The sequence below is a fragment of the Brenneria sp. hezel4-2-4 genome, assembly GCF_013155275.1.
GTDB lineage: Bacteria > Pseudomonadota > Gammaproteobacteria > Enterobacterales > Enterobacteriaceae > Brenneria.
Genome location: NZ_JABJXS010000011.1, coordinates 64,197 through 85,928 on the forward strand (window position 1 = coordinate 64,197; position 21,732 = coordinate 85,928).

General features: G+C 55.3%; 15 protein-coding genes. 4 read left to right on the plus strand and 11 right to left on the minus strand.

Going from position 1 to position 21,732, the window contains the following annotated elements:
* The 9 genes from rffA to trxA all read right to left on the minus strand — a co-directional run bounded on the left by rffA (position 1) and on the right by trxA (position 9,978).
* A complete protein-coding gene (gene rffA, locus HOY33_RS17380; RefSeq protein WP_172291399.1) occupies positions 1-1,131 on the minus strand; it encodes a dTDP-4-amino-4,6-dideoxygalactose transaminase in 1,131 nt (376 codons plus the stop codon).
* 4 nt (positions 1,132-1,135) lie between these two features.
* Positions 1,136-1,894, minus strand: coding sequence for a dTDP-4-amino-4,6-dideoxy-D-galactose acyltransferase (rffC, locus tag HOY33_RS17385; protein ID WP_172291400.1), 759 nt, complete (start codon positions 1,892-1,894; stop codon positions 1,136-1,138).
* 33 nt (positions 1,895-1,927) lie between these two features.
* Positions 1,928-3,001 carry a dTDP-glucose 4,6-dehydratase gene (rffG, locus tag HOY33_RS17390; protein ID WP_172291401.1) on the minus strand — a complete coding sequence of 358 codons (1,074 nt, stop codon included), beginning with the start codon at positions 2,999-3,001 and terminating at the stop codon, positions 1,928-1,930.
* The gene (gene wecC / locus HOY33_RS17395; protein WP_172291402.1) at positions 2,992-4,254 is read right to left on the minus strand and encodes a UDP-N-acetyl-D-mannosamine dehydrogenase; all 1,263 of its coding nucleotides are present in this window, start codon (positions 4,252-4,254) and stop codon (positions 2,992-2,994) included. The genes rffG and wecC overlap by 10 nt, the downstream gene beginning before the upstream one ends.
* A gap of 58 nt (positions 4,255-4,312) precedes the next feature.
* Positions 4,313-5,446 carry a non-hydrolyzing UDP-N-acetylglucosamine 2-epimerase gene (wecB, locus tag HOY33_RS17400; protein ID WP_172291403.1) on the minus strand — a complete coding sequence of 378 codons (1,134 nt, stop codon included), beginning with the start codon at positions 5,444-5,446 and terminating at the stop codon, positions 4,313-4,315.
* 67 nt (positions 5,447-5,513) lie between these two features.
* The gene (gene wzzE / locus HOY33_RS17405; protein ID WP_172291404.1) at positions 5,514-6,560 is read right to left on the minus strand and encodes an ECA polysaccharide chain length modulation protein; all 1,047 of its coding nucleotides are present in this window, start codon (positions 6,558-6,560) and stop codon (positions 5,514-5,516) included.
* A gap of 21 nt (positions 6,561-6,581) precedes the next feature.
* Complete coding sequence (wecA, locus tag HOY33_RS17410) at positions 6,582-7,679, minus strand: UDP-N-acetylglucosamine--undecaprenyl-phosphate N-acetylglucosaminephosphotransferase (protein ID WP_172291405.1); 1,098 nt, start codon at positions 7,677-7,679, stop codon at positions 6,582-6,584.
* Positions 7,680-7,980: 301 nt separating this feature from the next.
* The gene (gene rho / locus HOY33_RS17415) at positions 7,981-9,240 is read right to left on the minus strand and encodes a transcription termination factor Rho (protein ID WP_172291406.1); all 1,260 of its coding nucleotides are present in this window, start codon (positions 9,238-9,240) and stop codon (positions 7,981-7,983) included.
* A gap of 411 nt (positions 9,241-9,651) precedes the next feature.
* Entirely contained in the window at positions 9,652-9,978 is a 327-nt protein-coding gene (gene trxA, locus HOY33_RS17420) for a thioredoxin TrxA (RefSeq protein ID WP_172291407.1), read from the minus strand.
* Positions 9,979-10,097: 119 nt separating this feature from the next.
* Here trxA and rhlB point away from each other — a divergent pair, with 119 nt between their 5' ends.
* The 3 genes from rhlB to HOY33_RS17435 all read left to right on the plus strand — a co-directional run bounded on the left by rhlB (position 10,098) and on the right by HOY33_RS17435 (position 14,911).
* Positions 10,098-11,387 (plus strand): ATP-dependent RNA helicase RhlB, encoded by a 1,290-nt coding sequence (gene rhlB, locus HOY33_RS17425; protein WP_172291408.1) that lies wholly within the window; start codon positions 10,098-10,100, stop codon positions 11,385-11,387.
* Between the two features lie 6 nt (positions 11,388-11,393).
* On the plus strand, positions 11,394-12,890 hold the full coding sequence (ppx, locus tag HOY33_RS17430; protein ID WP_172291409.1) for an exopolyphosphatase: 1,497 nt from the start codon (positions 11,394-11,396) through the stop codon (positions 12,888-12,890).
* A gap of 206 nt (positions 12,891-13,096) precedes the next feature.
* Entirely contained in the window at positions 13,097-14,911 is a 1,815-nt protein-coding gene (locus HOY33_RS17435) for a glycoside hydrolase family 28 protein (protein ID WP_172291410.1), read from the plus strand.
* Positions 14,912-14,942: 31 nt separating this feature from the next.
* On the opposite strand, the gene rep is transcribed toward HOY33_RS17435, so the two are convergent.
* Positions 14,943-16,970, minus strand: coding sequence for a DNA helicase Rep (gene rep, locus HOY33_RS17440; protein ID WP_172291411.1), 2,028 nt, complete (start codon positions 16,968-16,970; stop codon positions 14,943-14,945).
* 148 nt (positions 16,971-17,118) lie between these two features.
* Between rep and ppiC the strand changes: the two genes are divergently transcribed.
* On the plus strand, positions 17,119-17,400 hold the full coding sequence (ppiC, locus tag HOY33_RS17445; protein WP_172291412.1) for a peptidylprolyl isomerase PpiC: 282 nt from the start codon (positions 17,119-17,121) through the stop codon (positions 17,398-17,400).
* A 52-nt stretch (positions 17,401-17,452) separates the two neighbouring features.
* On the opposite strand, the gene putA is transcribed toward ppiC, so the two are convergent.
* Positions 17,453-21,424 carry a trifunctional transcriptional regulator/proline dehydrogenase/L-glutamate gamma-semialdehyde dehydrogenase gene (gene putA / locus HOY33_RS17450; protein WP_172291413.1) on the minus strand — a complete coding sequence of 1,324 codons (3,972 nt, stop codon included), beginning with the start codon at positions 21,422-21,424 and terminating at the stop codon, positions 17,453-17,455.
* Positions 21,425-21,732 lie beyond the last annotated feature (308 nt).

The following is a 21,732-nucleotide window of genomic DNA, read 5'->3' on the forward strand; positions in this document are numbered from 1 at the left end:
TCAGGAGAAGAAGCTCAGAATGGTGTTGATTACCGTACGCTGATTGACGTCAGGCAGGTTATAGAACAGCGGCAAACGCACCAGACGCTCACTTTCCCGCGTGGTGTAGTTATCCTCGCCGGAAAAATGACCGAAGTTGATCCCGGCAGGGCAACCATGCAGCGGAATGTAATGAAAGACCGTCATGATCTCGGCTTCTTTCATATAGTTGATAAACCGCGTGCGCTCTTGCTCATCGCTTAATTTGATATAAAACATATGCGCATTGTGCACGCAGTGGGCCGGCACAACCGGCAGGGCGATGCGTCCTGCGTCAGCCAGCGGTTTGAACGCGGCGTAATAGTTCTGCCACAGGTGTAAACGGCGTTGGTTAATCTGCGCGGCGGCTTCCAATTGCGCCCACAGGTAGGCGGCCTGAATATCCGCCATCAGGTAGCTGGAGCCGATATCGCGCCAGGTGTACTTATCCACCTGTCCGCGGAAAAACTGGCTGCGGTTGGTGCCTTTTTCACGCACGATTTCCGCCCGGTCGATAAGCCTGGGGTCGTTAATCAGCGTCGCGCCGCCCTCGCCGCCGGAGGTATAGTTTTTGGTTTCATGAAAGCTGAAACAACCGATATGGCCGATGGATCCCAACGCCCGGCCCTTGTAGCTGGACATCATGCCCTGCGCGGCGTCTTCCACCACAAACAGGTCATATTTCTTCGCCAGCGCCATGATCACGTCCATCTCACAAGCTACGCCCGCGTAGTGAACCGGCACAATGATCCGCGTTTTATCGGTAATCGCCGCTTCGATTTTCGTCTCATCGATATTCAGGGTATCCGGACGGATATCGACAAACACAATCCTTGCGCCGCGCAATACAAAGGCGTTGGCGGTGGAAACAAAGGTATAACTCGGCATGATGACTTCATCGCCGGGTTTGATATCCAGCAAGATGGCCGCCATTTCCAGTGAAGCGGTGCAGGACGGCGTCAATAACACCTTTTTACTGCCGGAATAGTGCTCTAGCCACTGCTGACAGCGGCGGGTAAAACCACCGTCGCCGCACAGTTTGCCGCTGCTCATGGCGGCCTGCATATAATCGAGTTCGGTACCCACAATCGGGGGCGCATTAAACGGAATCATGTGATCACCTGTATAGCCAATATGCCGTGCTCTCAACTCGGGCACCGCGACGAAGATAAAGACGAAGCGCCGCCACATTACTGACCTGTGTTGCGACCCATAAACGTTGTATCCCTTGTTGCCGACACCACCTTTCTGCGACAGCCATCAGCTGCGTTCCCACTCCCTGGGCGGCGATTCCCGGAAAAACGCCGAGTAACCCGAGGCGCGCTTCCCCGCCGCCAAGTTGACGGATCGTCACCCAGCCCTGCGGCTGTCCGGCCTGGTTTTCAACCAACAGACACAGGTTATCAAAAGTGCCAAGCACCGCGTTTTCTATCCATTGGGCATAAAAACGGCCGCTGTCCGCCGGCTGATACCAGGGGGAACGAAAACGGCTGAGAGCGAAAACCTGTGAGGCCGCCTGCCGCAACAGCGGGATATCGGCGCGGCCGGCCTCGCGCGGATGAAGCGACTCAGCCGTCGCCGCGGCATCATCCAGCGACAGGCAGAGATCGACTTCGCCCTCCACCAGACGAAAACCGAACGCCGCCAACGCATCCGCCAGCGCCAGATTGTCCGCCGGTATTTTAGCCTGCGTCAGCGCATAGCGATCCAACGCGGCCGACGTCAACACCGGCGCGGAGGAGGAGAAATTCAGTTTGCCGCTGGTCAGAGTGAAAAACTCGCTTTCCCAACTCAGCGGCTCAATCGTGGCACGGATCGCCGACGCATCGGCGGGCGTTTGCCTCTCTTTGGTCGGAATAAGGCCAGAACTTTTCATCTCCGCTCCTTATCTTGCATGCGACGGCGCCGCTCAGCCGTTCAGCCCCAGGCGCTCGCCGGTGTAAGAGCCGTCCTGCACGCTGCGCCACCATTTTTCGTTGGTCAGATACCAGCTAACGGTTTTCCGCATACCGCTCTCAAACGTTTCCTGCGGACGCCAGCCCAGTTCACGTTCAATTTTACCGGCGTCAATGGCGTAGCGCATATCATGGCCGGGGCGATCTTTCACATAGGTGATTAAATCGCGGTAGTGCCGCACGCTGGCAGGTTTATGCGGCGCCAGCTCTTCCAGCAGGTCACAGATGGTCTGAACGACGTCAAGGTTCTTACGCTCGTTGTGACCGCCGATGTTATAAGTTTCGCCGACGATGCCTTCCGTCACCACTTTATAGAGCGCGCGGGCGTGATCTTCGACGAACAGCCAGTCGCGAACCTGGGCGCCGTCGCCATAAACCGGCAGCGGTTTCCCGGCCACCGCATTCAGGATCACCAGCGGGATCAGTTTTTCAGGAAAATGGTAAGGGCCGTAGTTATTGGAACAGTTGGTGATAATGGTCGGCAGGCCGTAGGTACGCAGCCAGGCGCGCACCAGATGGTCGCTTGACGCTTTGGAAGCCGAATAAGGGCTGCTCGGCGCATACGGCGTCGTTTCCGTAAACAGGTCGTCCGTGCCGTGCAAATCGCCAAACACTTCATCGGTGGAGATGTGGTGAAAACGGAACGCCGTTTTCGCGGCGGCTTCCAGGCTTTGCCAATAGTGGCGAGCCGCTTCCAGCAGGTTGTAAGTGCCCACTATGTTGGTTTCAATGAACGCCGCCGGGCCATCAATCGAGCGATCGACATGACTTTCCGCCGCCAGATGCATCACCACGGCGGGCTGATAATCGGCGAATACCCGATCCAACGCCGCCCGATCGCAAATATCCGTCTGCTCGAAAGCAAAACGGTTGCTGTCCGCCACCGGCGCCAGAGAGGACAGGTTGCCGGCGTAGGTAAGTTTATCCACCACCACCACGCTGTCCGGTGTCTCGGTCAGAATATGTCTTACCAAAGCCGAACCAATAAATCCGGCGCCGCCGGTGATTAAAATACGCTTCAACGCCATACTCCTTTTGTATCAATAACCCAATTTTGTGCAACGTCCCCGGGATTAACCGCCTTGAACTGGCGGTGATCAACCAGCATGACCAGCACATCGGCATCGCGTAACGCCGCGGCGGTATCGACCAACTGGACGTGCCCGGCCAGCGCGGCGGGCAATTGTTTTACGTTTGGCTCGACCGCCAGCGTCGTTCCCGCATGCCACTGCGCGATCATGTCGGTAATCTCTACCGCCGGGCTTTCGCGCAGGTCATCGATATCCGGCTTAAACGCCAGGCCAAAACAGGCCACCGTGACTTCGCTGGCGCGTTTGTCGCTTTGGGCCAGATAATCGGCCACCGCCGCTTTCACCCGATCGACGACCCACAGCGGTTTGCCGTCATTCACCAGCCTGGCCGTGTGGATCAGTCTCGCCTGCTGCGGGTTCTGCGCCACGATAAACCACGGGTCTACCGCAATACAGTGCCCGCCCACGCCGGGGCCGGGTTGCAGAATATTGACGCGGGGATGGCGGTTTGCCAATCGGATAAGCTCCCATACGTTAATATTTTGTTCAGCGCAGATCAGCGACAGCTCATTGGCGAAGGCGATGTTGACATCACGGAAGCTATTTTCCGTCAGCTTGCACATCTCGGCGGTGCGGGAGTTAGTAACCACACACTCACCTTCAAGGAAGATTTTGTACAGTTCACTGGCGCGGGCGGAACACGCGGGCGTCATCCCGCCGATCACCCGATCGTTTTTAATCAATTCGACCACCACCTGCCCCGGCAACACGCGCTCCGGGCAGTAGGCGATATTAATGTCGGCGGCGTTGCCCGCCTGCTGCGGGAAAGTCAGATCGGAACGCGCCTGCGCCAGCCACTCGGCCATCTGCTCAGTTGCGCCGACGGGCGAGGTGGATTCCAGAATCACCAAATCGCCTTTTTTCAACACCGGCGCAATCGACTCGGCCGCCGCCCGCACATAGGCCATGTCCGGTTCATGATCGCCTTTGAACGGGGTAGGAACCGCAATCAGAAAGGCATCCGCCGCCACCGGTTTGTTGGCGGCGCGCAGGTAGCCGTTTTCAACCGCCGCTTTTACCAGCGTATCCAGATCCGGCTCGACGATGTGGATTTCTCCCCGGTTAATGGTCTCCACCGCGTGTTTATTTACATCAATACCCACCACATTCTTTTTGCGCGATGCGAAAGCCGCCGCGGTCGGTAAACCGATATAACCCAGTCCGATAACGGAAATTGTGTCAAAACTCATAGTGTCACCTGATATTTTTATCGCGAACTCATCCGTTCGCCCCCTGCGGGACGCTTAATTATGCCTTGGCGATGCGTGAGCTTTTTAACGCTTCAATAATGCGCTGACAGGCCTGGCCATTCCCATAAGGGTTATGCGCCCGGCTCATTGTCTGGTATTCGTTTTCATCGGTCAGCAGCAGCGAAACCGCATCGACGATTTTCGCCACGTCGGTGCCGACCAGCCTCACCGTTCCGGCTTCCACCGCCTCGGGGCGCTCGGTGGTTTCACGCATCACCAGCACCGGCTTGCCTAACGACGGCGCCTCTTCCTGAATGCCGCCGGAATCCGTCAGGATCATATAAGAACGATTCATCAGATAAACAAAAGGCAGATAATCCTGCGGCGCGATAAGCATTACGTTGTTGATGCCGCTCAGGATGCGGTTTACCGGCTCGCTGACGTTAGGATTCAAATGGACGGGATAAACAATCTGCGCTTCCGGATGCCGCCGGGCGATATCCGCCAACGCGCTGCATATGCGTTCGAAACCGCCGCCAAAACTTTCACGCCGATGCCCGGTAACCAGAATCAATTTTTTCGTCGCATCCAGAAACGCATACTTTTCATCCAGGCTGCGGCGCAGCGCCACATCGTTAATGATGCGATCCCTCACCCAGAACAGGGCGTCTATCACCGTGTTCCCGGTGACGAAAATATGCCGGTCCGACAAGCGCTCCCGCAGCAGGTTTTGGCGCGAATTCTCGGTAGGCGCGAAATGATACATCGCCAGATGTCCGGTCAGTTGACGATTGGCTTCTTCCGGCCAGGGCGAATACAGATTGCCGGTACGCAACCCGGCCTCGACGTGCCCGACCGGAATACGTTGATAGAAAGCCGCCAGACTGGCCGTCAGGGTGGTGGTGGTATCACCATGCACCAGCACCATATCGGGTTTGAATTCCGCCATCACCGGCTCCAACCCTGCCAGAATGCGGCAAGATATTTCACTGAGGCTCTGGCCCGGTTGCATAATGTTCAGATCGTAATCTGGCGTAATATCGAACAGACGCAGCACCTGATCCAGCATCTCCCGATGCTGGGCTGTCACGCAAATTCTCGATTCAAAGGCTCCATCCTGAGCCAGGGCATGAACCAACGGGGCCATTTTGATGGCCTCCGGCCGGGTGCCGAAAACAGTCAACACTTTCACAGTGAATCTCTTTAATCAGGTTAGACGCAGACTTTTACTGCGAATCGGACGCTCATCAACGGACTGATCAGCGTGTACGGCGAACCAAAGCAACCCCCGCGCCCACCAAGGCGCCGATCGCGCCCCACATCACCATCAGGAAAGCACGGCGCGGGCTGTCGCGTTTAACAGGCTCTTCCGGCGTACGCAAATATCGGTAGGTCTGGAAATTGGCGTCAAGCGTCGGTCCTACATCCAACGTCGTCAGCATGGCGCGATTTTGATCGTAATCGAGATCATAATGCGGCCCGCTGGTCTGTAGCGACTCCAGACGCGCTTGCAGCATCGGCCTGCCCAGTAAAAACATTTCCGACGCCGGCAGTTCATCCGCCGGCGTATCGGTCTGGCTACGGCTGATGCCTTGCTGCTGGGCGATTTTCAGCGCCAGTTCGACGCTGCGAACCTCACGTTCATAAATCGCCTTCGCCACGGCTTCCTGACGCTTAATCTGCGATTTCATAAAGATGGTTCTGGCCGCCCATGCACCGTTAATCTCTTCGTTGAGATGGGTCGCCGCATGCTGGCTGGCGAACGTAACATACTGACGCAGCAATGTATTGGCATCGGCGGCCGTTTCCGCCGTCAGCTTCACGCTGTCGTTGGTCTTTTTGGCGTCGTCATGCGGGATAAACTGAATATTATTCACCAGCTCGTCAAGCAAAGCGGCATCGGCTTTGGCATCCCCTTCCTGACGTTGTTTATAGTAGTCGGTCTGCAACCAGAAATCGCGGCGGGTATCGTAAGCCGCTAATTGCATGATGAATTCGTCATACGCGCTCGAAGAGATGGAGGGTTGCTCAGGCTGTGGCGCGGAGAAAGATTTAGCATCCAGGTTACGCAGGAACTGCTGCTGCGAATAGTATCCTCCCAACATGTTTACCGTCGGCTTATCGGTAATCGCCGTCGCGCTCCATTCCTGTTTGACCAGATAGGAATAGAACAACGCGGTAATGCTAAACAGCAACGCAATCACGATGATCCAAGGTTTTCCACGCCACAACGTGTGAACTAAGCCGCGAATGTCCAGTTCGTTATCAACCAACGCATTCCCGGTAGACAGGTTCTCTGATTTCATTACTTCCCCAACGTTATTTAGTCAAGACGACTGCTTTTGCTCATCAACATGCCGCATACGGCGTTTGATGCGCTTAATGAAACGCGCTACTCGCCATGCGCGTTTAACGCAGTAGCCATACAACAAGAATGTGAGCAAGAATAATGCCAACATAACCCATTCTGGAACAAAAAAGAGAGATTCTCCGAGTACTCCGATCGCCGCCAACAACGCCGCCGCCAGCGTGATCAGGACAAAAGCCTGCCGGGAAGTGAACCCCGCGCGCATCATGAGATGGTGGATATGCTGACGATCGGGTGAAAACGGGCTCATCCCTTTACGCAAACGGCGATACATGATCGCAATCATATCAATCAGCGGAATGGCGATAATCCATAACGCCGTGACGGGGTTGATCGGATGATGAACGCCCTGCGTGGTTTGGATCAGGAGCCAGATCGCGGTAAAACCGATCATGGTGCTCCCGGCATCCCCCATGAAAACCTTATACCGTTTGCCGAAAACGCCAAGGTTAAGCAGGATGTAAGGCAGGGTGGCGGCGATCATGGCGAAACACCAAAGCGCCAGATTTACATGACCGCTCAGATACAGCAGTATGCCCATCGCGCCAAATGAGACGCTGGACAATCCGCCCAGCAGCCCGTCAATGCCGTCAACCATATTAAAGGCATTGATCGCCGCCCAAACGGAGAACAGCGTCACCAGATAGCCAAACGGCCCCAGCCCCATTTGCCACGGGCCGAAAATATGCCCGAGATTATGTAAAGAGAGACCGGCGAATGCCATCATGACGACCGCGACGCAGGCCTGCACGATGGCGCGGATTTTCACGCTGATGTCAAAGCGGTCGTCCAGCGCGCCAACAAACACCAGCACACCGGCGCAAGCCAGATAAAGCCGGAAATTGGGGATGTATTGATCGGTGATCAGGAAGGTAAAACAGATCCCGGCGTATACGGAGATACCGCCTACAAGCGGAACCAGTCCACGATGCCGTTTGCGGTAGTTGGGGCGATCGACAAGCCCTATCTTTCTCGCCACCTTACGGGCAAGAAACAGGAAGCCCAGAGAAAACAGAAAAATGGTTAATAATTCGGTACTCATAATGAGTAAGTTCACCGTTCACAGCTCCGCTGTGGCTGCTCAATATATGCTCGGTTTACGCCTTGAATGCTATTGTCCGTCTGTCTTGATTGGCGCAGGTTCGCGACGTAACCGACACGAGCTGTCCGTCAGGCGGGCATAGTATAAAAGAAACGCGATTTAAGATTAACGTCTGGGACAAGCATTTTATACCCGTCATCTTTCAGGTTGCAGGTGTGTCGCCGCCTGCCTGCATCTTGATATCAACGGACTATATTAAGCACAGATATAAAAAACGCCACGACCCAGCGTGGCGTTCCCCGAGTTCATCCGTGATTTATGAACGCTTCATCATATCGAAGAATTCGTCGTTGGTCTTGGTCATCGCCAACTTATTAATCAGGAATTCCATCGCGTCAATCTCACCCATTGGGTGGATAATCTTACGTAAAATCCACATTTTTTGCAGTTCTTCAGACGTGGTAAGCAATTCTTCTTTACGCGTACCCGAACGATTATAGTCGATCGCCGGGAAAACACGTTTTTCAGCAATTTTACGCGCGAGGTGCAGCTCCATGTTACCGGTGCCTTTAAACTCTTCGTAAATCACTTCATCCATCTTGGAGCCGGTATCCACCAACGCAGTGGCGATGATCGTCAGACTACCGCCTTCTTCAACGTTACGCGCCGCGCCGAAGAAACGTTTGGGACGATGCAGGGCGTTGGCGTCCACACCGCCGGTCAACACTTTACCCGAGGAGGGAACAACGGTGTTGTAGGCACGGGCCAGACGGGTAATGGAGTCCAGCAGAATGATCACGTCTTTCTTATGTTCAACCAGGCGCTTGGCCTTTTCGATCACCATCTCGGCGACCTGAACGTGACGGGAAGCCGGTTCATCAAAGGTGGAAGCGATCACTTCGCCTTTAACCAGACGCTGCATTTCGGTCACTTCTTCAGGACGTTCGTCAATCAGCAGCACCATCAGCACGCAGTCGGGATGATTGTAAGCAATGCTTTGCGCGATGTTCTGCAACAGCATGGTTTTACCCGCTTTCGGCGGCGCTACAATCAGACCGCGCTGACCGCGGCCGATCGGCGAGGCCAGATCCAGTACGCGGGCGGTTAAATCCTCAGTCGAACCATTACCACGCTCCATACGCAAACGGGAGTTGGCATGCAGCGGCGTCAGGTTTTCAAACAGGATTTTGCTGCGGGCGTTTTCGGGTTTGTCGTAATTGACTTCATTAACTTTCAGCAGCGCAAAATAACGTTCACCTTCTTTTGGCGGCCGGATCTTGCCGGAAATGGTGTCGCCGGTACGAAGGTTAAAACGGCGGATTTGGCTGGGGGAAACATAGATATCATCAGGGCCGGCGAGGTAGGAGCTGTCTGCGGAACGGAGGAAGCCAAAACCATCCTGCAATATTTCCAGCACGCCATCGCCGAAAATGTCTTCGCCACTTTTAGCATGCTGCTTCAGAATCGCGAAGATAATATCCTGTTTGCGCATGCGGGCCAGATTTTCCAGCCCCATATTTTCGCCAAGAGTAATTAACTCGGAAACTGGCGTATTCTTTAATTCGGTAAGATTCATAATGGTGGGTTCTTTTAAACTCGGGGTAAATCTCGAACTATTAACGTGAATGGTATGGCAGGGTCATCCATGCCTCTATAACGGCCTTCAACCATCAGGTATCTGTTTTGTTTCACACTTAAGGCGCGCAGAATCTGCACAAAACGACGGCAAGAGATCGAAGACACATAAAACCAATTATTTTAAAACTATTAGATTGCCCAAACCAGAGAACGAACATTTTTGTAAATCAATGACTTTCCGATTTCGACACAGAGTAATGCTTTAGATTCAAACTTTCAGGCTTAAGCTCAAACGCTTAAACATAGGTAAGTACGATATGCAGTAGGGAAGAATCTAGCACGCTTCCTGACGGGCGGCAAGCGGTCAATATGAGAATTGTGCATTGTCCGATTTGCCGCCCGCGGAGATTTACAGATTAGACGTCAGGAACTCTTTTAATTGCCCTTTGGACAGGGCGCCCACTTTGGTTGCCACGACTTCGCCATTCTTGAACAATAACAGCGTAGGAATACCGCGAATGCCGTATTTCGGCGCGGTCGCCGGGTTTTCATCGATGTTCAGCTTGGCGACGGTCAATTTACCGTCAAATTCTTCAGCGATTTCATTCAGAATAGGAGCGATCATTTTACAGGGACCGCACCACTCAGCCCAGAAATCAACCAGGGTAACGCCCTCAGCCTGCAATACGTCCGTATCGAAACTGTCGTCAGTCAGGTGAATAATTTTATCGCTCATGTTTTACTCCACAGGATTATGTCTGTCTTGCTGGTGTAGCATTAATCAACAACAAGGTTGACTTTATTTCACCGGATACGCTTTCGTAAAGCAATAGTTAGCTGATATTCTACCACACTATGAGCAAAACACACTTAACCGAACAGAAGTTTTCCGACTTCGCCCTGCACCCGCAGGTTATTGAAGCCCTTGAAAGTAAAGGGTTTCATAACTGTACGCCGATCCAGGCGTTAGCATTGCCACTGGCTTTGTCAGGGCGTGATGTAGCAGGTCAGGCGCAAACCGGTACCGGCAAGACGCTGGCTTTTCTCGCGTCTACTTTCCATTATTTACTTTCACACCCTGCGAATGCAGAGCGTCAGATCAATCAGCCGCGCGCCTTAATCATGGCGCCGACCCGTGAATTAGCCGTGCAAATTCACTCTGATGCAGAAGCGCTTTCCCGCCTGACCGGCTTAAAACTCGGCCTTGCCTATGGCGGCGATGGTTATGACAAACAACTCAAGGTGCTGGAAAGCGGCGTCGATATTCTGGTCGGCACCACCGGCCGCCTGATCGACTACGTCAAACAGAACCACATTAATCTAGGCGCGATCCAGGTAGTTATTCTGGATGAAGCCGACCGCATGTACGACCTCGGTTTTATCAAAGATATCCGCTGGCTGTTCCGCCGCATGCCGCCGGTGACGCAGCGCCTGAATATGCTCTTTTCCGCAACGCTTTCCTACCGCGTGCGCGAGCTTGCCTTTGAGCAAATGAATAATGCGGAATACGTGGAAGTCGAACCGGAACAAAAAACCGGCCACCGTATTAAAGAAGAGCTGTTCTATCCCTCTAATGAAGAAAAAATGCGTCTGTTGCAGACACTTCTTGAGGAAGAGTGGCCGGATCGCTGCATTATTTTCGCCAATACCAAGCACCGCTGTGAAGATATCTGGGGCCATTTAGCCGCCGACGGTCATCGCGTCGGTCTGTTGACCGGCGACGTGGCGCAGAAGAAACGGCTGCGCATTCTCGACGATTTCACCAACGGCAATCTGGACATTCTGGTTGCGACGGATGTCGCGGCGCGCGGCCTGCATATCCCGTTGGTCACTCACGTATTCAACTACGATCTGCCGGATGACTGCGAAGATTACGTTCACCGTATCGGCCGTACCGGCCGCGCGGGCGAAAGCGGTTTCTCCATCAGCCTTGCCTGCGAAGAGTATGCGCTGAACCTGCCGGCCATTGAAACCTATATTGGTCATGGTATTCCGGTCAGCAAATACAATAGCGACGCGCTGCTGAACGATTTACCGGCGCCGAAACGTATAACGCGTCCACCGCGTTCCAACAGCGGCCCGCGCCGGCATAACGCGCCGCGCCGCAGTGGAGCGCCGCGTAATAATCGTAAACGGCCGGGTTGATCGCCAATGCTGAGCTCTTCTTCACTGTATGCCGCCATCGATCTTGGCTCCAACAGTTTTCATATGTTGGTGGTACGGGAAAGCGCAGGCAGCATTCAGACGCTGGCAAAAATAAAGCGTAAAGTCCGCCTGGCGGCGGGGCTGGATAAGCAAAATCGGTTATCGCCGGAAGCGATGCAGCGAGGCTGGCACTGCCTGCAACTTTTTTCCGAACGGTTGCAGGATATCCCCCGGGAACAGGTGCGCGTGGTTGCCACGGCCACTCTGCGGCTGGCCGTCAACGCCGACGAATTTCTGCAACAAGCCCGGCAGATACTGGGCTTACCGGTTCAGGTTATCAGCGGCGAAGAAGAAGCCCGGCTTATCTACCAGGGGGTTGCCCATACGACGGGCGGCCCGGAAAAGCGTCTGGTGGTCGATATTGGCGGGGGCAGCACCGAGCTGGCGACCGGTATCGGCGCACAGGCCACCCGGTTGATCAGCCTGCCCATGGGCTGCGTAACCTGGCTGGAGCGCTATTTTAGCGATCGCAATCTGGAAACCGGCAATTTTGAGCGCGCCGAACAGGCGGCCCGCGAAATGGTGCGTCCGGTTGCGGCCTCCCTGCGCGAACAGGGCTGGCAAATCTGCGTCGGCGCATCCGGTACGGTACAGGCCTTGCAGGAGATCATGGTCGCGCAGGGGATGGACGAATACATCACGCTGACCAAACTCCGGCAGCTAAAACAGCATGCGATCCAGTGCGATAAGCTGGAAGAGTTGGAAATCGAAGGCCTGACGCTGGAACGGGCGCTGGTGTTCCCCAGCGGGTTGGCCATTCTGCTGGCGATTTTTCAGGAACTCGACATTAAAACCATGACGCTGGCCGGCGGCGCGCTACGCGAAGGGTTAGTGTACGGCATGCTGCACTTGCCGATTGAACAGGATATTCGTCAACGTACGCTGCACAACCTGCAACGCCGTTATTTGCTGGATGTGGAACAAGCCAGGCGGGTCAGCTCGCTGGCCGATAATTTCCTGCAACAGGTCGCCCGGGACTGGCAGTTGGACAACCGATGTCGTGAACTTCTGCAATATGCCTGTCTGGTTCATGAAATTGGTCTGAGCATCGATTTTCGCCAATCCCCGCAACATGCAGCCTATCTGATCCGCCATAGCGATCTTCCCGGCTTTACCCCGGCACAAAAGAAACTGCTGGCTACGTTATTGCAAAATCAAAGCAATCCCGTCGACCTGATGCCGCTCAGTCAGCAAAACGCGCTGCCGGTGATACAGGCCCAGCGTCTGTGCCGCCTGCTGCGTCTGGCGGTTATTTTCGCCAGCCGCCGCCGTGACGACACCCTCCCCGCCGTGCGTCTGCGCGCCGAGGGCGACAGTCTGAACGTTATTCTGCCCGCGGGCTGGATGACGCAGCATCCGTTACGGGCGGAAGCATTGGAACAGGAAAGCCGCTGGCAAAGCTACGTTCATTGGCCGCTGATGCTGGAAGAAAATATCACTTAGCGCCTATTCCTGTAGGCGCCCTCTCCCGTACGTATTATCCCGTCGTTTTCAAGACCGTCTTTTGTTCTGTGATCGCCTTCCATTTAAAAAAGAAACGATGGATGTATTTTTATAAAACATCGTTTCCATTATAACCAAAAAGGCTTTGATAGCCGCTTGCCCTGTAACGTTAAGTTAACCCGACACTCTGAGGACTAAGGATAACCATGCGACCTTCTCTTCGTTACCGTACCCGTCTGTTTGCCGTAATGCTAAGCCTGACGGCCGCCGCCCCTCTTTTCGCCGCCGATGCGCCGTCCGCGCCACAGAATTTGCAGGTTCCCACGCTGGCCTATGACGATCACAGTATCGTTCTGGTATGGGAATCTCCGGAAGACACCGGCAATATCATCGATTATCAGGTTTATCAGGACGGGAAATCCCTGGGGCTGGCCAGTCAAAACAACGATAAATACTCTCCGGCCAAAGCGTATATCAATGCGTTTTATGCCGGCGATAAAGCCGGTTTTCATCATAAAATCGTGATACACAATTTTAAGGTTGAGGGGCTGCAACCCGACGCGCAGCACCATTTCACCGTCAAAGCGGTCTATGCCGACGGCTCGCTTTCCGGCGACAGCAACCGCGTGAGCGCCAAAACCGCGGCATTCACCCAGATTCTTGATATTAATGCGTTTGGCGCCAAGGCCGATGGTAAAACGCTTAACACCGCCGCCATTCAGCGGGCCATTGACGCCTGTAAACCCGGTTGCCGCCTCGACATTCCGGCAGGAACCTATAAAACCGGCGCGATTTGGTTAAAAAGCGATATGACGTTGAACCTGACGGAAGGCGCAGTGCTGCTGGGATCGGACGATCCCGCCGACTATCCGGCGGGTTATCATCTTTACGCTTACTCCACCAGCGAGCGTCCGGCATCGTTGATTAATGCGATTGACGCCAACAGCTCGCACCCCGGCACGTTTCGCAATATCCGTATCGTCGGTAAAGGCATGATTGACGGCAACGGCTGGCTGCGCACCCAGCAAGGCGAAATCAAAGACGAATTAGGCAATGTGTTGCCGCAGTATATCGCCAGTAAAAATAGCAAGGTGCATGAAGACGGCATTCTGGCTAAAAATCAGGTCGCGCAGGCCGTCGCCGGCGGAATGGATCTCAAAACCGCCTACGGACAACGGCGCTCCAGCCTGATCACTTTACGCGGGGTGGAAAATGTCTATCTGGCCGACTTCACCGTGCGTAACCCGGCGTTTCACGGCATCATGAATCTGGAAAATCACAACGTGGTGGCAAACGGTTTGATCCATCAGACCTATGACGCCAACAACGGTGACGGCATAGAATTCGGCAACAGCAAGAACGTTATGGTATTCAATAACTTTTTTGATACCGGCGATGACAGCATCAACTTCGCCGCCGGGACGGGGGAAAAAGCCCGCCAGCAAGAACCGATGAGCGGCGCCTGGCTTTTCAATAACTACTTTCGTATGGGGCATGGCGCGATCGTGACAGGCAGCCATACCGGCGCCTGGATTGAAAATATCGTCGCGGAAAACAACGTTATGTACCTGACCGATGTAGGTTTGCGGGCTAAAAGCACCACCGATATCGGCGGCGGCGCCCGCAACATCCTGTTTCGTAACAACGCCATGAAGGATATCGCCAAACAGGCGGTGGTGATTACGCTGAGCTACTCCGATGCCAATGCGAAAATCGATTATCCAGCGGCAAAAACCCCTGCTCAGTTTCATGACTTCCTGGTAAAAAATGTCACGGTGCAGGGGACGACCGGTAAATCGCCGTCTATTGAAATCAAAGGAGATAGCGCGAAAGACGCCTGGCACAGCAAAATCCGCTTCGACAACGTCAAGCTGGATAACGTTGCGCCCGCGGCTATCAGCGACCTGCGCGACAGCCAGTTCAATCACATCCTGTTTAGCCGATTACGCGACGGCGAAACACCGTGGAATTTCACCGCAACGGAAAATGTGAGCGTCGACGGAAAAATCATCACGCCGTAACTGGGAACAGGGCGGGTTTCCCGCCCTGAGGTTACTTGCCGTTTTCCTTGGCCTTGGCCAACTGCGCCCGAATACTCGCCAGGTGATTCTGCCCTTTCTGCATCCGTTCCTGCGCGTTGACCACTTTACGCTCGGTTTCCCAGTTCAGATCGTCCTGCGGCAGCTCAAGCAGGAAACGGCTGGGTTCCGGGCGCACCAGCTCGCCATACTGCCGCCGCTCTTTGCACAGGGTAAATATCAGCTCGCGCTGGGCGCGGGTGATGCCGACATAGGCCAGACGACGCTCCTCGTCGACGTTGTCTTCATCAATGCTGCTTTGATGCGGCAGCAGCCCTTCTTCCATGCCGACCAGAAACACATAGGGGAATTCCAGACCTTTCGAGGCGTGCAGCGTCATTAACTGCACCTGATCCAGCTCTTCCTCACTTTCCCCGCGCTCCATCATATCCCGCAGGGTGAAGCGCGTGACCACCTGGGTCAGCGTCATCGGCTCATCCAGATCCGATCCTTCCAGCATTTCCGTCATCCAGCTAAACAGCTGATTGACGTTTTTCATGCGCATTTCCGCCGCTTTCGGGCTGGGAGAGGTTTCGTATAGCCAGCTTTCATAATCCAGCCCGTGGATCAGATCGCGCACCGCCGCCACCGGCTCACGCTCCGCCAGACGGGCCACTTCGGCCATCCATTGGGTAAACCGTTGTAAAAACTCCAGCCCGCGACCGGTCAAAGACTGGCTTAATCCCAAATCAAAGCTGGCGCTGAACAGACTTTTATTGCGCTGATTGGCCCATTCGCCCAGCTTCTTCAGCGTCGCCGGGCCGATCTCGCGTCTTGGCGTGTTGACGATACGCAAAAAGGCGCTGTCATCATCCGGATTGGTCAATACGCGCAGATAGGCCAGCAGATCCTTGATTTCGGGACGTGAGAAAAACGAGGTGCCGCCGGAAATCCGATAAGGAATGCGGTTCTGCATCAACATTTTTTCAAACAGCCGGGACTGATGATTACCGCGATACAGGATGGCATAGTCGCCATACTGGGTTTTTTTAATAAAGTGATGGGCAATCAGCTCGCCCACCACCCGTTCGGCTTCGTGATCTTCGTTGTTGGCGGTAATCACCTTCAATTCATCGCCATAGCCCAGCTCCGAGAACAGGCGTTTTTCAAACACATGCGGATTATTGGCGATCAGGATGTTCGCCGCTTTCAGAATCCGGCCGGAAGAGCGGTAGTTTTGCTCCAGCTTGATGACTTCCAGCCTGGGGAAATCCTGCTGCAACAGCACCAGATTCTGCGGCCGCGCGCCGCGCCAGGAATAAATCGACTGATCGTCATCCCCCACCACCGTGAAGCGGGCGCGGCTGCCCACCAGCAATTTAACCAGCTCATACTGGCTGGTGTTGGTGTCCTGATATTCATCCACCAACAGATAGCGCAAGCGGTTCTGCCAGCGCTCGCGCACCTCGTCATTGCGTTTGAGCAACAGCGTCGGCAGCAGAATAAGATCGTCGAAATCCAGTACGTTACAGGCCCGAAGATGGTCGTGGTACAGCGCATAGCAATGCACAAACAGCTTGTCCCGTTCAGAACGCGCCGTGGCGGCGGCCCCGGCGGGATCGATAAGATCGTTTTTCCAGTTTGAGATCGCCGCGGTTAACTGTTGCAACAGCGTTTTGTCATTTTCCAGCCACTGCTCGGTTAATTCCTTTAGCAGAGCCATCTGATCCTGATCGTCAAACAGAGAGAAATTGGCTTTCATCCCTAGCGCCGCGTACTCCCGCTTAATGATCTCCAGCCCCAGCGTATGGAAGGTGGCGATGGTCAACCCACGGGTTTCCTTGCGCCCCAGCGTTTGCGCGACACGTTCTTTCATCTCCCGCGCGGCCTTGTTGGTAAAGGTCACCGCGGCGATATGCCGGGCCTGGTACTCGCACTGGCGGATCAGATGAGCAATTTTATTGGTGATGACGCGCGTCTTTCCCGAACCGGCTCCCGCCAGCACCAGACAAGGGCCGGTAACAAATTCGACAGCATGTTGTTGGCTGGGATTTAGACGCATAACGTAAGTGCTCAGTCATAAAACGGGAGGAGATTGTAGCAGAAAGGCGAACCGATCCCGATCGGGGATTTCTCATCGCCGCAGTCCACATCCTGCGTGGCAAATGCTACATTGCGTAGGTCAATCCCTATCATCAAAAGGTAATAAAATGGCAAATACCGCGGCAGCATTGCACATTCTGGTGGATACCGAACAGCAGGCCAATGATATTCTGACCCAGTTGCAACAGGGCGCGGACTTTCAAAAACTGGCGCGGCAATATTCAACCTGCCCGTCAAAACGTAACGGCGGCGATTTAGGCGAGTTCCGTAAAGGCGACATGGTGCCCGCCTTTGACAAGGCGGTGTTCTCCTGCGAACTGCTAACGCCCTTTGGCCCGGTAAAAACCCAGTTCGGTTATCACCTGATTAAAGTGCTATACCGTAACTAATCCCATCCCCCGACTCATAACGAAGAGACGGGGGATGAGTCTGATGATCCGGTTAGCCGATGGTCATCAGGCTGGCGTTCCCCCCCGCGGCGGCGGTATTGATGCTCAGCGAACGCTCATTCAGCAAACGCTCCAGCAACAGGTTGGTTTCACCGCGGGAAAAACCCTGTACCGAAATAATCGGCCCCTGAAGCTTGGCAACCTGCTCGCTCAGCAAGCGTAGCTGATCCGCATCGCCATGATAGATAACGGCATCAAAAGTCTGGCTATCCTGCCGCCAGTCCGCGCTGAAGCGGATGCGGGCCTGAACGCCGTCAGGCAGACGCCGATACAGATCGCGCAGCAGGTCCGTTTCTTGCCACAGCACGCCGCCGCCCACCGCCAACACCGCAGCCACCTGCGTTAAGGCATCATCTTCGTTATCCGCGCAGCACAGCACGCGTTCGCGGGGCAGCAGCGTATAGGTATTACGCTCGCCGGTCGGCCCCGGCAGCAGGCGCGTGGTTCCGCCTAATCCCAGTTCGCCGTAGCGCTGACAGAGCACCGCAAGGCCGTGGTGATGTTCCGTCGTCGCCCATTTTTCCAGCGCCTGCAAAGCAGGCAGCAGGGTGGCGCGAATCGAAGCATCCACCGTCTCGCCATCCTGTCGCGTCAATCCCTGTAACGGCGCATCATCCGGGCGATAGGTCAGTAAACGGTACAGATAGAGCGGCCCGCCCGCTTTCGGGCCGGTGCCGGACAATCCCTCGCCGCCAAAGGGTTGCACCCCGACCACCGCGCCGACCATATTGCGGTTAACGTACTGATTGCCCACGTTGGCATTGCGGGTGACGCGCGCGATGGTCTCATCAATACGGGAATGAATACCCAACGTCAGGCCATACCCCGCCGCATTAATCCGATCGATAAGCGCATTCAGGTTTTGGCTTTGATAGCGCACCACGTGCAAGACCGGGCCGAACACCTCTTTTTGCAGTTCATCAACGCTGTCCAGTTCGATCAGGGTCGGCATCACGAAATTGCCGCGCGCCCACGCCTGTTCATCCTGCACGTGATGTTGAGCGGCCTGGAAGATGTTGCGTCCTTTCGCCCGCATCGCCTGAATATGGCGCTCAATGGTATTTTTCGCCTCCGCGTCAATCAGCGGGCCGATATCGGTAGCCAGACGCTCCGGGTTCCCCATCCGGCATTCCGCCATCGCGCCGCGCAGCATTTGCAGCGTGTGATCCGCCACATCCTCCTGAACGCACAGGATCCGCAGCGCCGAACAACGCTGTCCGGCGCTGTCGAACGCCGAGGCAATCACATCGGTCACCACCTGTTCGGTCAGCGCGGAAGAGTCGACAATCATCGCATTCAGCCCGCCCGTTTCGGCAATCAGCGGGATAAGACGCCCCTGCGCATCAAGCCGCCCGGCGATGCTGCGTTGCAACAGGCTGGCGACCTCGGTTGATCCGGTAAACATCACGCCACGGATCCGGCGGTCATTGACCAGCGCGGCGCCGACGCTTTCCCCCCGCCCCGGCAACAGTTGCAATACGCCCGCGGGAACGCCGGCTTCCAACAGGATACGCACTGCCTGCGCGGCAATCAGCGGCGTTTGTTCGGCGGGTTTGGCCAGCACGCTGTTACCCGCCGCCAGCGCAGCCGCAATCTGTCCGGTAAAAATAGCCAGCGGGAAATTCCACGGGCTGATGCACACCACCGGCCCTAATGGACGATGTGAATCATTGGCAAACGCGTCACGCACCTGACAGGCGTAATAGCGCAAAAAGTCGACCGCCTCGCGAACTTCGGCAATGCCGTTGCCGAATGTCTTACCGGCTTCGCGCACCAGCAATCCCAGCAAATGCTGCAACTGACTTTCCATTATTTCAGCCGCTTTATCCAGCACGGCCGCGCGCTCTGCCGGCGGGGTGGCGAACCAGATGGCGCCGCCGTTGACCGCCGCCTCAAGCGCCCGGCCGACATCCGCTTCGCCGGCCTCACGAACATAGCCGACAATATCGCGGGAGTCCGCCGGGTTGACGACCGGTTGCGCCTCGCCGGGTTGCGGTTCTCCGACCATGATCGGCCCGGCCTGCCATAATTGCGTCGCGCTGGTCAGCAACGCGCTGGATAAGGAGGCGAGACGGTGCTCATTCGACAAATCCAGTCCGCTGGAGTTGGGGCGCACATCGCCATACAGACGGCGCGGCAACGGAATTCGCGGATGCGGCAGGCCGATCCGGCTTTCGCTCGCCGCCAGCGCTTCAACCTCGCCGACCGGGTCGGCCACCAGTTTCTCCAGCGGCAGGGTCGTATCGGCAATGCGGTTCACAAACGAGGTATTGGCGCCATTCTCCAGTAGACGGCGAACCAGATAGGCCAGCAGGGTTTCGTGCGTTCCGACCGGCGCATAAATGCGGCAGGGCCGATTCAGCTTGCCATCGGCCACTTTCCCCACCACCTGTTCATACAAGGGTTCGCCCATGCCGTGCAGGCATTGAAACTCATACTGTCCGGGGTAATAGTTATTGCCAGCCAGGTGATAAATCGCGCTTAACGTATGCGCATTATGGGTGGCGAACTGGGGATAAATCAGGTTCGGCACCGCCAGCAATTTACGCGCGCAGGCCAGATAGGACACATCGGTATAGACCTTGCGCGTGTAGACCGGGTAGCCCTCCAGCCCGTCCACCTGCGCGCGCTTGATTTCACTGTCCCAATAGGCGCCTTTCACCAGACGGACCATCAACCGCCGATGGCTGCGCTGAGCCAGGTCGATAAGGGCGTCGATGACGAACGGACAACGTTTCTGATACGCCTGAATGACGAACCCAATCCCGTTCCAGCCCGCCAACTGCGGCTCGAAACAGAGCTTTTCCAGCAGATCGAGCGAGATCTCCAGCCGATCGGCCTCTTCCGCATCGATATTGATGCCGATATCGTACTGACGAGCCTGTAAGGTGAGCGACAGCAGACGCGGATACAGTTCTTCCATCACTCGCTCATACTGCGCCCGATTATAGCGGGGATGCAGGGCCGACAGCTTGATGGAAATCCCCGGCCCTTCATAGATACCGCGCCCGTTGGATGCTTTGCCAATGGCATGAATGGCCTGTTGGTAAGACACCAGATAAGCGGCGGCGTCTTTCTCCGTCAGCGCCGCTTCCCCCAGCATATCGTAAGAATAGCGGAACCCCTGCTCTTCCAGCTTGCCGGCATTCGCCAGCGCCTCGGCGATGGTTTCGCCGGTGACAAACTGCTCCCCCATCAGACGCATCGCCATATCCACGCCTTTGCGGATCAGCGGCTCGCCGCTTTTGCCAATAATACGATTAAGCGAATTCGACAGTTTGGCTTCGTTATGGGTGGCGACCAGCTTGCCGGTAAACAGCAATCCCCAGGTGGCGGCATTAACAAACAGCGACGGACTGTTGCCAAGGTGGGCATGCCAGTCTCCGGCGCTGATTTTGTCGCGGATCAACGCATCGCGGGTCGGTTTGTCCGGAATGCGCAGCAACGCTTCGGCCAGACACATCAACGCCACCCCTTCCTGTGAGGAAAGTGAAAATTCTTGCAGCAGCCCCTGAACCATACCGGCACGGCCGGTGGCCCCTTTTTGCCCCCGCAGCTTCCCGGCCAGATCGTAGGCCATTTTATGGGTAGATAGCGCAATTTCATCGGATAATCTCGCCCGTTCAAGCAACATCGGCACCAGTTCGGTTTCGGGCCGACGATAGGCCGATGTGATGGCGGCGCGGATAACCGACTGAGGCAATATCTGTTCGGCAAAATCCAGAAAAGGCTGATGGGTTTCTTCTTCCTGAGATTGCGGCATAATCTCTTCCGCTTCAATGTGGCTGGACGTAGCCGATTGTGGTATCTCAGGAGTATCGGCGCCGCTTTCGAGGCGTTCCAGATAATTGTAAATGGCCTGCTTGATAAGCCAGTGCGGCGTGCGATCGATCCGCTGCGCGGCGGCCTTGATCCGGTCGCGTGTTGCCTCGTCGAGTTTTACACCCATCGTGGTAGAACCCATTTACTCCACTCCTGTGATTAAAGTACATATCGTCAACGTCAATATCGATCATGTTGCAACTTTGTGCAACCTTGTTAAATCAGGGGCGTGCGCGAGGCAATATTTTTTGCTTTTTTTAACATTTAGCCACGGCGAAAACGCCTTATCAGCGCCGGGAGGAAAAGGGGAATTCGCTATAAGATCCGCTTATCCATATTATTATCATGGGATTATACCATGCGCCGCAGCCCGATTTTCGGCCAGGCCGATTATGGTTAATGTGACGCAGAGTGAGAAATATGTAATTCATATGTTAAAAATATTGTTGA